Below are 16,447 nucleotides of genomic sequence, written 5' to 3'. Positions count from 1 at the left end.
CTCACCACACTGCAGACATCGCACCCGCTCGACCCGCCAAGGAGAGCCAGCATGTCTGCCATCATTGCTGCGCACATCGTCGCCGCGACGCTTTCTGTCATACTCGGAACCGCCGTCATGCTGGCCGAAAAGGGCAGCGCACGTCACAAGTGGCTCGGCCGCCTCTGGGCGCTGACGATGTTCGCCGCCGCGCTCAGTTCGTTCGACATCCGCGAGCTGCATCCGGGGCATCTGTCCTGGGTGCATGGCCTTTCGCTGCTGACGTTCGCAAGCGTCGGGCGCGCCATCTGGGCGATCCGCCACGGCAACGTCCGCGGCCATCGCCTCGCCATGCGCGGTTCGTTCTTCAGTCTCATCGCTGCCGGTCTCGCCGCCATTGCGACGCCGCACCGCCTGCTCAACCTCATCGTCACGAGCTGGATCGCATGATTCCTGGCACGCACGTCGAGTTTCCGAACGCCGCCGCCCGCCTGAGCGTGCCGGCGGCCAACGTCCTGCTCGCCGGGTTCGCGCGCGAGGGCGTGATCGTCGTCATCGGCAACGCGCTGATCGCGGTCGCGCTCACCGCCGCGGGCGTTCACGAGCGATTCATCGACAACCTCGTCTTCAGCCAGGCGATCGGGCTTTCGATCATGCTGCTGCTCGACGTCGGCCGCTTTTTTCTGCAACGCCACAATGCGCTCACGGGACCGCGGCTCGCCCTGACGATGGTGCTCGCCATCGTGCTCGGCGCGGCGCTCGGGCGCGGCATTGCGAGCGTGCTGCTCGGGATCAGCCTGCGCCACGCGTTCGCGACAAAGGATCTCGCGCTCACCGGCTGGATCGCGCTCACCGCCACGCTGCTCGTCACCTGGTATGGCTGGTCGCGCACGCGCATTGCCGAGCTGAGCGAACAAGTCGCGCGCGCGGCATGGCAAAAGGAAGCCGCGGAGCGCACGGCGCTCAGCGCGCGCCTGCAGGCGCTGCAGGCGCAGATCGAGCCGCACTTTCTCTTCAACACGCTGGCGACGCTCGACAGCCTGATCGCGTCCGACCCGCCGCGTGCGCGCGACTTGCTCGCCAGCCTCAACCGCTTCCTGCGCGCGACGCTGGAGGCCTCGCGCGCGCAAAGCGAAACGCTAGCGGTGCAGTTCAAGGTGCTCGACTCGATGCTCGCCGTGCACGCCATGCGCATCGGCCCACGCCTCGCCTACGCGCTCGACCTGCCGCGCGATTGCGCCGACCTCCCGGTGCCGCCCATGCTGTTGCAGCCGCTCGTGGAGAACGCGCTCAAGCATGGCATTCAGGGTGCGGTCGAGGGCGGCAGAATCGACGTCGCCGCATGGCGCAACGGTGAGCATGTCGAGCTGAGCGTGACCGACACGGGCCCGGGCTTTGGTGCGACGCCGGGCACCCAGGGCGCGGGCGTCGGGCTCGTGAATGTGCGCGAGCGGCTTGCGGCGCTCTATGGCGAGCACGCGTCGCTCACGCTGATCGAGAACGTTCCGCATGGCCTCGTTGCGCGTGTACGGCTGCCTCTGCGCGATGCCGTTGGCGTAAGCGCGCAGGAGTCCGGATCATGAAACGCCACACGCCCGCCGATACGGCACAACACAGCGACGCCCCACCCCGCGCGCTTGACACCCCGACCGCGCTGATCGCCGAGGACGAGCCGCTGATCGCCGCCGCACTGGAGCGCGAACTCGCCGCCGTGTGGCCGGAATTGCGCATCGTGGCGACGGCCAGCAACGGCCGCGAAGCCATCGAGCGCATCGGCGCGCTCGAGCCCGACGTCGCGTTCCTCGACATCTCCATGCCGGGCGCGACCGGCCTCGATGTCGCGCGCGCGTGCGCGAATCTCGCGGCGCCGCCGCAAATCGTGTTCGTGACCGCCTACGACGCCTACGCGCTCGAAGCCTTCGAGGCCGCGGCCATCGACTATCTGCTCAAGCCCGTGGAGACCGCGCGGCTCGCCCGCACGGTGGAGCGCCTGCGCGCACGGCTCGCCCGACCGGCGGCGAACGACGGCGAGGCGCCGCAGATGCAGCCCGATCTGCAACGCGTGCTGCGCCAACTGGAAGCGATCACCCAGGACGTTCGCGAAGCACGCGCCGGTGCGCGATCGGTCAATGCGGATGGCGCGCCGCGCGAAACACCGCTGCGTTATCTGCGTGCCTCTAGCGGCAACGACATTCGTATGGTGCCGGTGGAAGATGTTTTGTACTTCGAAGCAGCCGACAAATATGTCGTGGTCACGACGCGCAGCGGCGAACTGCTGATCCGCACAAGCCTGCGCGAGTTATGCGCGCAACTGGACCCGGCGCGCTTCTGGCAGGTTCACCGCGGCACGGTGGTCAACGTGGACCAGGTGGAATGCGCCTCGGTCAGCGCAATCGGGAAGATGACGTTAAAGCTGCGCGGCCACGCGGGCGCCCTCGACGTGAGCCGCCAATACGCGCACCTGTTCAAGCAAATGTGACGCGCGCCGCGAACACGGAAAACGCCTTCACCGCGGCTCGCTTTTCAAATACCGCTGGGGCGGCTCGCCCATCGTCTTGCGGAACATCGTGATGAACGCGCTCGAATTCGCATAGCCGAGTTCGGCCGCGATCTCCGCCACGCGCGCGCCTTGGGCGAGCTTCGACACGGCCTCGACGATGCGCAACTGCTGACGCCAGTGGCCGAACGTCAACCCTGTCTCGTCCTTGAAACGCCTCGCGAGCGTGCGCTCGCTCGCCCCCACGCGCTCGCCCCAGATAGCGAGCGAGTCGCCGTTGGCCGGCGCCGCCAGCAGGAAATCGCAAATCTGCCGCAAACGCCGGTCGAGCGGCAGCGGCAACCCACCGCCCGAGGCCGCGCGCGAATCACGCATTTCACTCAGCAACAGCGGCGTAATGAGCGCGTAGCGGCGCTGCGGGTCGCGCTCGCGGTCTTCGACCATCGCCGCCACCAGTTCGCGCAACAGCGACGAAACCCTCACCGCGTGGCATTCGGATTCCGGCCACGCCGACGCCTCCGGATCGAAGTACACGCTATGCATGGACACCGCGCTCGTCGCAATCAACTCGTGGGCCACACGCGGCGCGATCCACAGCCCGCTCTGCGGCCCGAGCGTCCACATGCCGATGGGCGTGGTCACGCGCAGCACCCCGCTCATCGTAACGACGAACCGCCCCTGAGCGTGCGCATGCCACGATTCCCTATGGGCAGCATCGTATTCATAGCTTGTCGCCATGATGGGCCGCTCGGGCTTGCGTTGCGGGATTTCCGACCGAGGCCACCAGATCTGATCCACGATCGGAGATTCCTTCGCTTATTTTCCAAAAAAATATCTGTTTTGCGCAATTTATGCCCGGCACATCGCGCCGGGCCGCCGTGTATTGTATTTTGCATCGAATGACGACGAAATGCTAATGCAAACGAAAATTATTCTCCATATGCATCTCAGATATTCCAGGGAACCGATTTAGCTACCTAGCCGGCCCCTCCCTCCTGCGTAGCAGCACTGCCGCCGAGATACGTGGCGCGCACACGGTTGTCGCCGGCCAACTCCTGGGCCGAACCCGCGAGCGCCACGCGGCCGCCTTCCAGCACATACGCCCGGTTCGCAATGCGCAGCGCCTGGCGCGCGTTCTGCTCTACGAGCAGCACCGCCGTGCCCGCGTGGCTGATGCGCGCGATCACTTCGAAGATCGCGCGCACGAGCTTGGGCGCGAGCCCCATGGAAGGCTCGTCGAGCAGCACGAGTTTTGGCTTGAGCATGAGCGCGCGCGCAATCGCGAGCATCTGCTGCTCGCCGCCGCTCAGCGTGCCGGCGAGTTGATCCTTGCGCTCGCGCAGCCGGCTAAATGTTTCGTATGCCTGAGCAATACCCTGGTCGAGCGCCCCGCCGTCGCGCCGCAAGAGATAGCCGCCCAGGCGCAAATTCTCCTCGACCGTCAACCCGCCGAAAATGCGCCGCCCCTCCGGCACGTGCCCGATCCCGAGCGCGACGATGCGATGCGACGGCAGCCCGACGAGCGCCTGCCCCTCGAACGCAATGCTTCCGCCGCGCGGACGCAGCAGCCCCGAGATGGTGCGCAGCGTCGTAGTCTTGCCCGCGCCGTTGGCCCCGAGCAGCGCGACGATCTCGCCCGGCCCAACGTCGAGCGAAACGCCGTGCAGGGCTTCGATGTTGCCGTAATTCACGCGCAGGTCGCGAACGTCGAGGAGTTTGCCATTCGTATCTAACTCCATAGCGACTTCTCCCCGTCCGTGGCGTCGGGTCCGTCGTCTTCCTCGGCCGTGCCCAGATAGGCGTCGATCACCACCGGGTCATTCTGGATTTGCGCGGGCGCGCCCTGAGCAATGATCTCGCCATGATCCATCACGATGATGCGGTCGGACACGCCCATCACGAGCGCCATGTCGTGCTCGATCAGCAGCACCGTCACGCCCAGGTCGCGTATGCGGCGGATCTGCGCCATCAACGCGTGCTTTTCGGTTGGGTTCATGCCGGCGGCGGGCTCGTCGAGTAGCAAGAGGCGTGGCTGGCTCGCGAGCGCGCGGGCGATTTCCAGCCTGCGCTGATCGCCATACGGAAGGTCCGAGGCATATTCGCTCGCGCGCGCGCCGAGCCCCACGAGATCGAGCCAGCGCTGCCCGAGCGCGCCGTGCTCGGCGGCCTCGGCGCGCGCGGCGCGCGTGCCGACCAGTTCCGCGACGAGGGCCGTGTGCAGGCGATGATCCATGCCGATCAGCACGTTCTCGAACGCGCTCATATGGTTGAACAGGCGGATGCCCTGAAACGTGCGCGCAATGCCGCGATGCACGTTGCGATGGGGCGCACCGCCGCCAAGCGGCTCGCCACGCCAAACGAGGCGGCCGCCGCTCGGGCGGATCACGCCCGTCAGGCAGTTGAACACCGTGGTCTTGCCCGCGCCGTTCGGGCCGATCAATGCGAGAATCTCGCCGCTGCGCACCTCGAAGGTAATGCCGCCGATCGCGCGCACACCGCCAAAGCGGCGCTCGAGATCATGCACCTCGAGCAGGGCTTCGCGTGCGGCGGCGGCTTCGAGGCCACCGCTATCGGCGAGAGAAACGGCCGCCTCACTTCCCTTGCCCGCCGCCTCCGCCGCTTCCGCTTCGTGCGCCACCGTCTCTTCCTCGGGCCGCGGCGCGGCGCGCCTCACACGCGCGGGCCACAATCCTTGCGGACGCAACAACATGAGCACGACGAGCGCCACGGCAAAGCCGAAAATACGCCACAGGTTCAGGAAGCGCAGCATTTCCGGCAGCCCCGCGACAATCAGCGCGCCGAGTATCACGCCGGGAATGCTGCCGCGTCCGCCCATCACGACGACGATGAGGATCGTCACCGACTGCAGATACGTGAACGCCGTGGGATCGATCGTGCCGAAGCGCGCGGCGAAGAGACTGCCCGCGAAGCCGCCGATCAGCGCGCCGATCACGTACGCGAGCATCTTCACGCGCAAGGTCGCGACACCCACCGCCTCGGCGGCGGCTTCGTCCTCGCGGATGCTGGTCCACGCGCGCCCGAGGCGCGAGCGTCCGAGCCGCACGGCGAACACCAGGACGACGATGAAGAACGCCATGCCCAGCACGTACACCGAGCGCGGCGAACTGAACTCGAAGCCGAACAGGTTCGGCGGCTCGATGCCGTAGATGCCGTTCGGGCCGCCGGTAATGTCGAGATTGGTGGCGACGATGCGCGTGATCTCGCCAAAGCCGAGCGTGACGATGGCGAGATAGTCGCTGCGCAAGCGCAACGTGGGATAGCCGATCACGACACCGGAAGCGCCCGCGAACGCGAGGCTGAATGGCAGCGTCGCCCAGAACGAGAAGTGCAGCAGTGTTTCGAGCAGCGCCGTGGTATAGGCGCCAATGGCGAAAAACGCCGCGTAGCCGAGGTCGAGCAGCCCGGCATAGCCCACGACGATGTTCAACCCGAGGCCCAGAATCGCGTAGGTGATGATGGTGAGCCCGACATCGACGATATAGCCGCTCGCGAACTTGGGCAGCGCGATCGCCAACGCGATCAGCACGCCGGAAACAACCCATGAGGTGTCCGTAGCCCGCGCGCGCATCGCTCACATCCTCTCGACCACGCGTTCGCCGAACAAGCCAGTCGGCTTCACCACGAGCACGGCGATCAGCACACCGAACACAAACACGTCGGTCCACTGCGAAGACACATACCCCGCGCCGAACGCCTCGAGCAAGCCGATCAGGAAGCCGCCCACCATCGCACCCGGAATATTGCCGATACCGCCGAGCACCGCCGCCGTGAATGCGCGCAGGCCGAGCACGAAGCCCATGAAGAAGTTGATCTGCGTGTAGAAGAGCCCTTCCATGACGCCAGCGACCGCGGCGAGCGCCGAGCCGATGAAAAACGTGAGCTGGATGAGGCGCTCGACGTCGATGCCCATGAGCCTCGCCGCATCCTGGTCGATGGCGAGCGCACGCATGGCCGTACCGATGAACGTATGGTGTACGAACAAATACAGCGCGATCATCAGCGCGAAGCTGGCCGCGATAATGCCGATCTGCGCAAACGTGATGTGCACTTGCGCAATTTCAAAGCCGGTATGCGTGAGCAGGTGCGGGTACGTGCGAAAGCCTGCACCGTAAGCGATCAGCACGCCATTCTCCAGCAACAGCGAAACGGCGAGCGCCGTAATGAGAATGGAAAGGCGCGGCGCGCGCAGCAACGGCTGGTAGGCCACGCGCGCGATCGCTACGCCGAGCACGCCGGTCGCGAGCATGGCCACCGCGAAGGCCACGAACAGCGCGAGTGCGAGCGGCAGATGAGCCGCTGCGAGCGCGGCGAGCGCGGTCCAGCCCACGAACGCGCCCACCATGAAGAGATCCCCGTGTGCAAAGTTGATGAGCCGGATGATGCCGTAGACCATCGTGTAGCCGAGGGCGACGAGCGCGTAGAACGAGCCGATCGTCAGCCCCTCGATGACGAACTGGAAAAAGGTGCTCATGAGCGGCCCGGGGCGCTTACTTCATTGCCACCCACTTGCCGCTTGCATCCTGGCGTTGGTAAGGCTCGAACTGATCGTTATGCACGACGACCGTGATGTACACGGCGCGGCTGCGGTCGCCCTTCGGATTGAAGCCGATCGTCCCCGTGGCGCCCTGATAGTTCGTGACCTTGTGCAGCGCGGCGCTGATGTCCGCGGGCTTCGCCGACTTCCCATCGGCGATGGCCTTGGCGGTCACGCCCACGGCGTCATACTCGTACACCGAGTACGGCCCCGGCCCCTGACCATAGGACTTGTTGTACTGATCCAGGTAGTCGTGCGCGCCGGCCAGGAACTGCGCGAGCGGCGCAGTCGTGATGATCATGCCGTCGGCGGCCGGCCCTGCCGTCTTCATGAGCGTGGGGTCATTGGTGCCGTCGCCGCCCATGAAGGTCATCTTGAGGCCCACCTGGCGCGCTTCCTTCACGAGCAGACCCGCTTCGGAGAAGTAACCCGTGTAATAGATCACGTCCGGCTTGAGCGAGGAAACCTTGGTGAGCGTGGGCGAATAATCCATCTGGCCCGGCGTGATCGAGTCGGCGTAGACCACGTCCACGCCCATCTTCTTCAGCGATTCCACGGTGTTCTGCGCGAGACCCTTGGCATAGGTCGTGTTGTCGTCGATCACCGCCGCGCGCTTCACGTGCAGCGAATTCTTCATGAAGCTGGCCGCGAAAGGCCCTTGCTCGTCGTCACGGCCAATCGTGCGGAACACGTTGTCATAGCCCATTTCCGTGAGCTTCGGATTGGTCGAGGCATCGAGCACGTAGGGAATGCCGGCGCGGTGGAATGCGGTCAACTCGGGCAATGCCGCGCTGGAGCAGTAGCCACCCGCCACGGCAACCACGCCCGCGTCCACGAGTTTCTGCGCGGCCTGAACCGCCGTTTGCGCGTCGCACGCGTCGTCTTCGGGCACGAGTTCGATCTGCTTGCCGAGCACGCCACCCGCCGCGTTGATCTTCGCGGCCGCGAGCTTCGCGCCGTTCAGGATATCCGTGCCCGCTGCGGCGCTGCTGCCCGAAAGCGGCACCGGCACGCCGATCTTGATGGTCTGCGCTTGTACGAGTCCAGATGCCAGCGCGGCGAGCGAGAGGAGAGTGAGCGCGAGGGTTGCGTGCAGCGTGCCATTGTTCTGAGGATTCATGTGAGCGGCTCCTGAGCGTGGACCCGACCGGGCGATGCCGCAACGCAGGCGTGCCCGCGCGGTCAGTTAGCGAAACGAAATAATTCGTCCAGTGCGATGCCCTGCAGGTCTCGCTCGCTCATGGCGCGCAGCTTGCATGGGGACCGGCGCATAACGACTTATCCATGATAGATGCACGCCACCGTTTAACTGCTATAGGGTATGCGCGTATACAAATTGCGTGCGCTTGCGCCAGCGTGAAGGTACTTTGTATACACGCATGGAGGGGTGCGAATGAAGACCATCGTACTGGGCGGCGGCATAGCAGGCGTCACGAGCGCGTATTACCTCGCGCGCGACGGCCGCGACGTCACCGTTATCGAGCGACGCCCAGGCGTTGCGCTCGAAACCAGTTTCGCCAATGCGGGGCTCATCGCGCCGGGCCACTCGTACACGTGGGCCTCGCCCCGGGCGCCGAAAGTCCTGCTCAAATCGCTTTTCGTCGAGGGCCAGGCGCTGCGCCTGCGCCTGAAGGCCGATCCGCACATGTGGGCATGGTGCGCGCAATTCCTGCTCAACTGCACCGAGGCACGCTCGCGCGAAAACACCTCGCGCAAGGTGAGGTTGTGCCGCTATTCGCAGCATCAATTGCAGGAGGTCACGGCGCGCGAGCAGCTCGAATACGACCTCATCAGCCGCGGCCTGCTCTATCTCTATCGCGACGCCGCCTCGTTCGAGCGCGGGCGCGCCCACATGTCGATCCTCGTCGAAAACGGACTGCCGCTCGAAACGCTCGACGCCGCCGCGGTCGCGGAACGCGAGCCCGCGCTCGCCCACGCGCGCGAACGCATCGCGGGCGCGATCTACTGCCCCAGCGACGAAAGCGGCGACGCGCACCGCTTCACGCGCGCGCTCAAGGAAGTTTGCGAACGTATGGGCGTGCGCTTCGTGTTCGACGCCCCGATTGAGGCAATCGAAGCCGCTGGCGATCGCATTGCCGGCGTGCGCACAAGCGCGGGCGTGATCCAGGGCGACGACTACGTGCTCGCGCTCGGCGCCTGGTCGCCGATACTCGCGCGGCCACTCGGCTACCGCATCGCGGTCTATCCTGTGAAGGGCTATTCGGCAACGTTTCCCTGCAGGCCAGAGCATCGCCCGCCCGAGATGGGCGGGGTGGACGAGAATCACCTCGTGGCATGGGCGCGTTTTGGCCCGCGCCTGCGCTTCACGGCCACAGCGGATTTCGCGGGCTACGATACGCGCCATACGCCCGCCGATTTCACTTCCATGATGCAGGCAGCGCGCGAACTCTTTCCCCAAGGCGCCGACTACACGCAGCCGGCGTACTGGGCCGGGCTGCGCCCGATGACGCCCGAAGGCACGCCGCTGATCGGCCGCACGCGACATCGCAACCTCTTTCTGAATACGGGTCACGGACACATGGGCTGGACCATGTCGTGTGGCACCGCAAAACTGCTCGCCGACATCATGGCCGGGCGCGAACCCGAACTCGACATGACGGGATTGACGCTGAGATGAAATCTACCGCACCGCCACACAATCACGAGGATGCCTACACAAAGCTCGACTTCGCACTCGACGGCGGCATTGCCCGTCGAGCCGCGATTGGCCTCGTCGTGCTGGCCACCGATCACACGATCGAATACGAATGGCGCGATCTGCTGCGCCAGCCAGGCGTGGCGTTCTACGAGAGCCGGCTCGAGAACTCGCCGGACATCACACCGCCTCGCCTCGCGGAAATCGAGGCGCGCATCGCACCCGCGGTGAGCCTGATGCTGCCCGGCGAGCGCCTCGACGTGGTGGCGTTCGGCTGCACTTCGGCTTCAATGGTGATAGGAGAAGAAAAGGTCGCGGCGCGCATCCGCGAGGCCAGGCCGGACATCGCCTGCACCACGCCGATCACGGCCGCGCTCGCCGCGTTAAAGGCGCTCGAGGTGCACCGCGTGGCGCTGCTTACGCCCTACGTGCGCACCATCAATGACTTCATGCGCGATTACATCGAGGCGCGCGGCGTGGCCGTCACGCGCATGGCTTCGTTCGAGCATGCGGACGACAACGAGGTGGCGCGCATCGACGCGAATTCGATTCGCAGTGCGATAGAAACGCTAGCGCGCCACGACGACGCCGATGCGGTGTTCGTGTCGTGCACCAGCCTGCGCGTGGCCGCGCTCGTGCCGCAGATCGAAGCGCAGACCGGCAAGCCCGTGCTGTCGAGCAACTACGCGATGGCGTGGCACGCGCTGCGGCTCGCGGGGGTGCAGGATAGCGAGCCGCAGTTGGGGCGGTTGTTCGCGCGCTAGCAATAAGAGAATAGCGAGAGAGCAGCGGCGCGCCGGCACATTGCGCACCGGCGCGAACATCAACTGATGAAATTACGCGTAAATGGGCTTTCCAGCTAGCGCGCTGCGAATCGCGCCCGCGAGGTCGCCAGCGGCGAATTTCGCCACATAGCCGCTCGCACCCGCATTCTTCACGTGCGCTTCGTTCGCGGTGCCCGTGAGCGATGAATGAATCACCACGGGAATATCCACGGTGCGCGGGTCCGCCTTGATCTTGCGCGTCAACGTGAAGCCGTCCATCTCCGGCATCTCAAGGTCGGTCAGCACGAGCGCAATGCGATCCTTCGCGCGCACGCCGTCGCGTTCCGCTTTCGTCGCAATCGCGTCGAGCTGCTTCCACGCTTCGAGGCCCGTCTTCGCCATCGTGTATTCCACGCCGAGCGCCTTGAGGCTCTGGCCGATCAGTTCGCGCGCGAAACCCGAGTCGTCGGCGGCCAGCACCTTCGCGCCCGGCGGAATCATCGCGGGCTCGCCCACGTCCTCCGCCACGACCGCGCCGTGCTGCGCCGGGAACACATCGCGCAGCACCTGCTCCACGTCCACCACCTGCACGAGCTTCTTGCTCTCCGGGTCGTTCTCGAGCCGCGCGATGCTCGTCACGCGGTTGCCCATCGTGACGTCGGCGGTCAGCACCTGGCTCCATTCGAGCCGCACGATCTCGTCCACGCTTTCGAGCGCGAAGCCCTGCGTGGAGCGCGCGAATTCGGTCACGAGCAGGATGTTCAGGCCCGTGGCCGGCTCGCAGCCCATGAGCCGCGGCAGATCGATCACGGGCATCACCTGGCCGCGGATGTTCGCCGCGCCCAGCACGTAGGGGGACGACGCCGCGATCGGCGTGATCGCCGGCATGCTCAGGATTTCCCGTACCTTGAAAACGTTGATGCCGAAGGCTTCGCCAACCTCGCTGCCCGGCGCCGCGCCGAGACGGAAAAGCAGCAGCTCGAACTGGTTCGTGCTCGTCAGGCGGGTTCGTTCGTCGATTGCGAAGCCGCTATCCATGATTCTCTCGTTTCCTTTACGTGTGGCGCGATGCGTCCGGCATCCGCTTCCTGCCCTCGTCTACGGCCTGGCGCGGGAAATCTTGAGTCTGCGGCTTGCGCACGACCGTGCCGGATCAGGACGCACTCACACGCCCTCGCGCACGCGGCGACCGGCATGCTCGCGCAGCAGCGCCGCGCAGGCCTGGGCGCTCACCGGCTTGCCGAACAGGTAGCCCTGCTGCCGCTCGCAGCGTAGCGAGCGCAGAAACGACGCCTGCTCGGGCGTTTCTACGCCTTCGGCGGTCACGCGCATGCCGAGCGAATGCGCCATCGCCACGACGGCCTGGGTGATCGCCACGGAGTCGCGACGAACGTGCGATCGACCTTCAGATGGTGCAGCGGAAAACGCTTCAGATACGAAAGCGACGAATAGCCGGTACCGAAGTCGTCCACCGAAATGCGCACGCCAATATCGTTCAGTGCGTGCAGAAGTGGCAGCACGCTCTGGCTGTCGCTCATGAGAATGCCTTCGGTGATCTCCACTTCGAGCGCATCGGGCGCGAGGCCAGTTCGCGCGAGGCACCCCTCAACCTGTTCGACCAGCCCGTCCGCGATCTGGCGCGGCGAGAAGTTGACCGCCATGACGAAGTCGGGCGCGAAGAGGCGCCGCCACTGCGCGGCCTGGCGGCACGCGTGCTCGAGCACCCACCGCTTTCGCGATGTCGGTCGCACCGGTCGCCCGGAGTTGCCCGCAGAGACGCGCCGCGTCGACCGATGTACCGGCATCGGGCACCCCGGATGCGACGGCAGGCTGCGCGGCGAACAGAACGGGCAACGCGAAAGCGACGATAGATTGATACGGCTTCCTCATTTCTTTCCGCGCTCCGTGTCGAGTTCGAGATTGCGCTCGGCGGCGACCAGCCTGACCGGGTCGGTCTTTTTCCACTGCGCTTTCGGTATCAGGACCGACCACTCAGTGTTGCCCGTATCGCGAAAGAACGCTGCGACGCCCACGTAATTCGCCGCGTCGTCCATCGGCTCGGATACCTTCAACGTCTGCCCCGGTCCGAGCGTCAGGTCGCGGCTCCAGAGCGTCGCGGCCTTGAGGGCATCGTTGCCATCCAGCAGTTGCGCATAGGTCGCTGTCGCAAAGGGTTTGTCGTCCTTGAGCTGGTAGATGCGCAGCACGACCGGCAGCGATACGCCGCGCGTATCCTGATTCAGCGCGGTACGCGCCGCAACGGTGAGGTTCATCTGTTTGACCTTCGTCTCGAATACGGCCTGCGTCGCCGAGACCGTTCCGTCCTTGACGGACTGCCACATGCCGCACGCCGAGACGGCGAGCGCGAGGCCGACGCCGAGCGCGGCCCGTATGATCCTGCTACGCATCAGAATGGCGCCCCTGTGAAATCGGTGCGCGGATAGACCGTCTGCTTGCCGTCGATGGTGAGCACCAGTTGCATGGAACACTGAATACTTGCGTAGCGCCGGAGGAAGTAGCTCAGCACGTCGCCGAACAGCACCGCGTCGCCGGGTCCATCGAAGCCGCCCGGATCAAGCTCAACGTGGATACATGCAATCCGCAACACATAGCCGCTTCGCAGGATTTCCTGGTCCTGGGAGAAATGCACGGTCCTGATCGCGTCAATGCGCTGCGGTACCGCATCGTCCGGCGTCCAGTCGTAGAGTTCGAGTACCTCGCGCAGGACCGGAGCGCCCTCCATGACCATCCGGTTGAGTTCGTTCGCGCCGTTCGCGGCGTAGTGGCCCAGCACGCGCCAGTCGTAGCCCGGGTAGTAGCGCGGTGGATACTGCGGCAGGCTCGGCGAAGCCAAGTTGCGCACCGACGCGATACCGGTAAAGCCGGAGACCGTCTCCTTGATCGTTGCCTCCGCGAGCGCCATGCGCGGCAGGCGTCCGTTGTTTGCGAGCGCCCGAATCGTAACGTGGCGGTCGTGCGGGGGGCGCTCCTCGTCGTCCGGCGCGTATCGGTGCACCCCTTCCCAGAGCTGCCCCGACAGGTTGGCCCACAGTTCCCGCCCCACCACGCCGTAGCGGGTCGCGGTATGAAAGTACCGCTCGGGCTTTTCATAGAACAGTGCCCAGCCGCGATGCTTGAAGCTCTTGAACGCCTTGTAGGCGTGCCGTGCGCTGCCCTCCGGGTCGGCGGCAGTCACCTCAAGCAGGTCGTAGGGCTGGACATACCTCTCCATGGCGGACTGCACACGTACGCGGTGTTCCTTGTCATGCCAGTCGGCGGGCTGCAATGGCAGCGCATCGACTTCGAACAGGTTGATCACGGGCGTGCAGAATAGCCGGAAGCTCTCGCGCCCCACCGGCTGATCGCCTGGCATGCGTCCTTCGAGTTCGATCTCGAAGGTCATGCGCGTTTCGCCCGCCGGCACCATCGCGCTATCGAAGCCGCACAGGTCAACGAAGTGGAATTTCTGCGGGAATACGAAATACTCCAGCAGCGTCTGTTCGCGGTCGAGTTCCTGGTCTCGTTTCGGGTCCAGGACCGGCCACAGCCGCGTCGACGGACCGAACCCCGCAGGCGTGAAATGCACGCCGTCGAGCGGTACCAGCGCACCGTCGCGTACCGAGGGCAGGCGCAGGCCAATGGCGGCGATCTGGCGCGTCAGTGCAGCGTATAGCGAGGCGGCAGCGGGGCGGTCTCCGTGCAGGTACAGGCGGATGCGCGACAGGTCGGTACGCTCGCGCTGGTCGCCGAACCAGAGGCCGAACATCAGGCGGATGACCGTCCGCCCGTCAGGGCGTACCGCGAGGACCGAGTCCTCGACCGAGAGCGGCAGCAGATCGACGGCCTGCGTCGTACGGAACGGGCACTGCACCGCATCAGGACCGACGGGCGCCGAGCGCACCACCGCCCCGGCGGGAATCTGCGCCACCTTCGCGCCCCGGTTCAGGGGCGCGCACTCGATGATCGACAGCGACGGAATCGCCCGCGCCATGTGTTCGAACATATTGTCGAGAAGCGGATCGGTCAGCTCCTGCATGCCGTCGTCGAGCTTCATGCGCAGCCGCGCGATCATGAACGCAAAGCCTTCGTTGACCGCGCGGACCTGGTCGTTCTCCTGGCCGTACTGCATACCGAGGCGTCGCGCCGCTTCGGGCTGATCGCGTGCAAACTCGCGACCCGCCTCGCGCAGATAACGCATCTCGGCGTCGAAATATCTCAGGAAGGGGTTTCCGCCTTCCTCTTGCGTGGATTTCCACGGTGCCGTCATGGTTGCGACTCCGGGGGTAAGGGCGGCAGTGATGGCAGCCCGGATATCTGTCCGGCGCGGCCCGTCACGAAAATGCGCTCGGGCATGCGGAAGCCGCGCAGCTTGAGGAGATCGAGGGGGCCTGCTCCCGCCTGCGCGCGCAGGACGTAATGCAAGGGCGCTACCTTGCCGTCCGTAACGTCACCGGAGGCCGTAGAAGCAGCCTTCGCGGCATCGCCAGCCGTTCCTCCATTCCAGACGAGTTCGTAGCGCGTATCGTCGAGCGGCTTGACCTGCGCCTTTTCGAGCATCCGCAGAAGGGCCCAGTCGCCGGTCGCATCGAATGCGATCCGTACACCCGCGTTGAGCGTCTGCCAGGTCAGGGACGCATGGCCGCTCAGACCGTTACCCGGCCACGCGAGCGGCGTCCACGTCTCATGCTGGTTGAAGTAGACGATCTGCTGACCATCAACCGTCAATTCCGTGCGCGTAACGTCCGGCGTCGGCTGCGGCATGATCTCGAAGTGATAACCCGCCTCGCCCTGCGCATAGAGACGCGCGCCGAGCGGCCCGATGAGTCGCAGCATGGCGAGGAACTTCGGATCGAACTGGAGCGACTGCGGCGCGAGTTCGTTCGGTACCCACTGGTCGCCCTGGCGCTTGAGCACGCCGGACAGCTCAAGCTCGATAAAGCGGTTGATCAGCCCGGTATCGGGCCGCACGTAACGGCCAAACTCGGCAAAGGACGCGTCGGCGCTCTTCGGCGCGAACGGATAGCGCGACGCGAACGACGAGGCGAAGGGAGCCTCGACGCCCGCGCGCCATGCCTCGTTCAGGCTCGCGGCGGCGGGCTGGAGTACGGCCTGCCATGCGGCGTCGAGCGGTTGCACGAACATCGCCTGGCCGAAGCCCGCCCACTGCGCGCCCAGGCTCGCGGCAGTCAGCGCCGCGTCGTCGCGCGCCTGCGAGAGGTCCGAGAGCTTGCCCTGGAATACTGCCTGCGCGAGACTGCGCGCCATGGCCTGCGCATCGGGACTCGCCTGGATCTGCTGGAGCTTGAGCCGCACGGTCGTATCGGCGGTCAGCACCCGGGAGAGGCTGACGCCGTTGAACGCGGCGGCATTGGCGCCCGGAGCGTTCCCCGCATTGCCGCTGGCCGCAGGCGGATTCGCGTCGCCCATCAGCGCGAGCAGCGGGCCGAACGAGCGGTCGAGCGGATTCACAACGGGAGCCTGCGTCTGATCGCTATCGCCCCCACCGAGCAACCCCTGCGCCTTGCGTACGAGCGTGTCGGTCAGCGCCTGCGAGGGACGGCCCGCCTCGCCCTGGTACTGCACCGACTTCATGACCGCGAGCAGCGGCGAGGTCTGCGCATCGGTCAGACGCGTGAGCTGGTCGATCACCCCCGAGAAGCTGGTCGCCGCGAGCCACTGGAAGCTGTTGAGCATGGTCGCCCAGGCTGCCGTGTAGTCCGCGAAATACCGTTCGCGCAGGCGCTTTTTCAGCTCGTCGGCGCTCCTCCTTGCTTCGACTGCAGCCTGCGTCGCGTCAACCGCACCCTCCACGGCGGTCGCGCTGATCCGGGCGGTCGGCTGGTCGCCAGTCAGCACCCAGTCACCCTCGACATGCTGCCCTTTCACCGCATCGTCGATGGTTTTCTCGACGACGCCCTCCCACGCTGCGCGCGTGAAGATGCCCGGCACCGTCTGTGTGGTCGTGAAGAGACCGTGCGCGTCAGCGCCGACGAGCA

14 protein-coding genes and 1 pseudogene are annotated in these 16,447 nt (G+C 65.9%); 5 read left to right on the top strand and 10 right to left on the bottom strand.

Annotated features, from left to right (window positions below):
* Window positions 1-51: 51 nt before the first annotated feature.
* Genes M3I54_RS40690 through M3I54_RS40680 form a run of 3 tightly spaced genes read left to right on the top strand, consistent with a single transcriptional unit; the run spans window position 52 to window position 2,458 of the window.
* Window positions 52-429, top strand: coding sequence for a DUF2306 domain-containing protein (locus M3I54_RS40690; RefSeq protein WP_254345743.1), 378 nt, complete (start codon window positions 52-54; stop codon window positions 427-429).
* Entirely contained in the window at window positions 426-1,562 is a 1,137-nt protein-coding gene (locus tag M3I54_RS40685) for a sensor histidine kinase (protein WP_254345741.1), read from the top strand. Before M3I54_RS40690 ends, M3I54_RS40685 begins: the two co-directional genes overlap by 4 nt.
* Complete coding sequence (locus M3I54_RS40680) at window positions 1,559-2,458, top strand: LytTR family DNA-binding domain-containing protein (protein WP_254345738.1); 900 nt, start codon at window positions 1,559-1,561, stop codon at window positions 2,456-2,458. Before M3I54_RS40685 ends, M3I54_RS40680 begins: the two co-directional genes overlap by 4 nt.
* A 27-nt stretch (window positions 2,459-2,485) precedes the next feature.
* On the opposite strand, the gene M3I54_RS40675 is transcribed toward M3I54_RS40680, so the two are convergent.
* The 5 genes from M3I54_RS40675 to M3I54_RS40655 form a co-directional block, all read right to left on the bottom strand.
* Entirely contained in the window at window positions 2,486-3,274 is a 789-nt protein-coding gene (locus M3I54_RS40675) for a helix-turn-helix domain-containing protein (RefSeq protein WP_254345737.1), read from the bottom strand.
* Between the two features lie 179 nt (window positions 3,275-3,453).
* Window positions 3,454-4,215 carry an ABC transporter ATP-binding protein gene (locus tag M3I54_RS40670; protein ID WP_254345735.1) on the bottom strand — a complete coding sequence of 254 codons (762 nt, stop codon included), beginning with the start codon at window positions 4,213-4,215 and terminating at the stop codon, window positions 3,454-3,456.
* Window positions 4,206-6,065 carry an ATP-binding cassette domain-containing protein gene (locus M3I54_RS40665; RefSeq protein WP_254345733.1) on the bottom strand — a complete coding sequence of 620 codons (1,860 nt, stop codon included), beginning with the start codon at window positions 6,063-6,065 and terminating at the stop codon, window positions 4,206-4,208. The genes M3I54_RS40670 and M3I54_RS40665 overlap by 10 nt, the downstream gene beginning before the upstream one ends.
* A 3-nt stretch (window positions 6,066-6,068) precedes the next feature.
* Window positions 6,069-6,968, bottom strand: coding sequence for a branched-chain amino acid ABC transporter permease (locus M3I54_RS40660; protein WP_254345731.1), 900 nt, complete (start codon window positions 6,966-6,968; stop codon window positions 6,069-6,071).
* Window positions 6,969-6,984: 16 nt separating this feature from the next.
* Window positions 6,985-8,151, bottom strand: a complete 1,167-nt coding sequence (locus M3I54_RS40655) for a branched-chain amino acid ABC transporter substrate-binding protein (protein ID WP_254345729.1) — start codon at window positions 8,149-8,151, stop codon at window positions 6,985-6,987.
* A gap of 273 nt (window positions 8,152-8,424) precedes the next feature.
* Between M3I54_RS40655 and M3I54_RS40650 the strand changes: the two genes are divergently transcribed.
* A complete protein-coding gene (locus M3I54_RS40650) occupies window positions 8,425-9,669 on the top strand; it encodes a D-amino acid dehydrogenase (protein ID WP_254345727.1) in 1,245 nt (414 codons plus the stop codon).
* Window positions 9,666-10,451 carry an aspartate/glutamate racemase family protein gene (locus M3I54_RS40645; RefSeq protein ID WP_254345725.1) on the top strand — a complete coding sequence of 262 codons (786 nt, stop codon included), beginning with the start codon at window positions 9,666-9,668 and terminating at the stop codon, window positions 10,449-10,451. The genes M3I54_RS40650 and M3I54_RS40645 overlap by 4 nt, the downstream gene beginning before the upstream one ends.
* A gap of 72 nt (window positions 10,452-10,523) precedes the next feature.
* On the opposite strand, the gene M3I54_RS40640 is transcribed toward M3I54_RS40645, so the two are convergent.
* The 5 genes and pseudogenes from M3I54_RS40640 to M3I54_RS40620 form a co-directional block, all read right to left on the bottom strand.
* The gene (locus M3I54_RS40640) at window positions 10,524-11,489 is read right to left on the bottom strand and encodes a chemotaxis protein (RefSeq protein ID WP_254345723.1); all 966 of its coding nucleotides are present in this window, start codon (window positions 11,487-11,489) and stop codon (window positions 10,524-10,526) included.
* A gap of 126 nt (window positions 11,490-11,615) precedes the next feature.
* Window positions 11,616-12,181: pseudogene (locus tag M3I54_RS40635) on the bottom strand (EAL domain-containing protein); the annotation flags it as partial.
* A 156-nt stretch (window positions 12,182-12,337) separates the two neighbouring features.
* Window positions 12,338-12,859 (bottom strand): type VI secretion system lipoprotein TssJ, encoded by a 522-nt coding sequence (tssJ, locus tag M3I54_RS40630; protein ID WP_254345721.1) that lies wholly within the window; start codon window positions 12,857-12,859, stop codon window positions 12,338-12,340.
* Window positions 12,859-14,718 carry a type VI secretion system baseplate subunit TssF gene (tssF, locus tag M3I54_RS40625; protein WP_254345719.1) on the bottom strand — a complete coding sequence of 620 codons (1,860 nt, stop codon included), beginning with the start codon at window positions 14,716-14,718 and terminating at the stop codon, window positions 12,859-12,861. The genes tssJ and tssF overlap by 1 nt, the downstream gene beginning before the upstream one ends.
* On the bottom strand, window positions 14,715-16,447 hold a 1,733-nt coding region (locus M3I54_RS40620; protein WP_302059340.1), incomplete at its 5' end, for an ImcF-related family protein. The genes tssF and M3I54_RS40620, both read right to left, overlap by 4 nt.

The sequence above is a fragment of the Paraburkholderia sp. CNPSo 3274 genome, from assembly GCF_024206475.1.
Taxonomy (GTDB): Bacteria; Pseudomonadota; Gammaproteobacteria; order Burkholderiales; family Burkholderiaceae; genus Paraburkholderia.
This window is presented reverse-complemented; position numbering and strand designations above follow the sequence as displayed.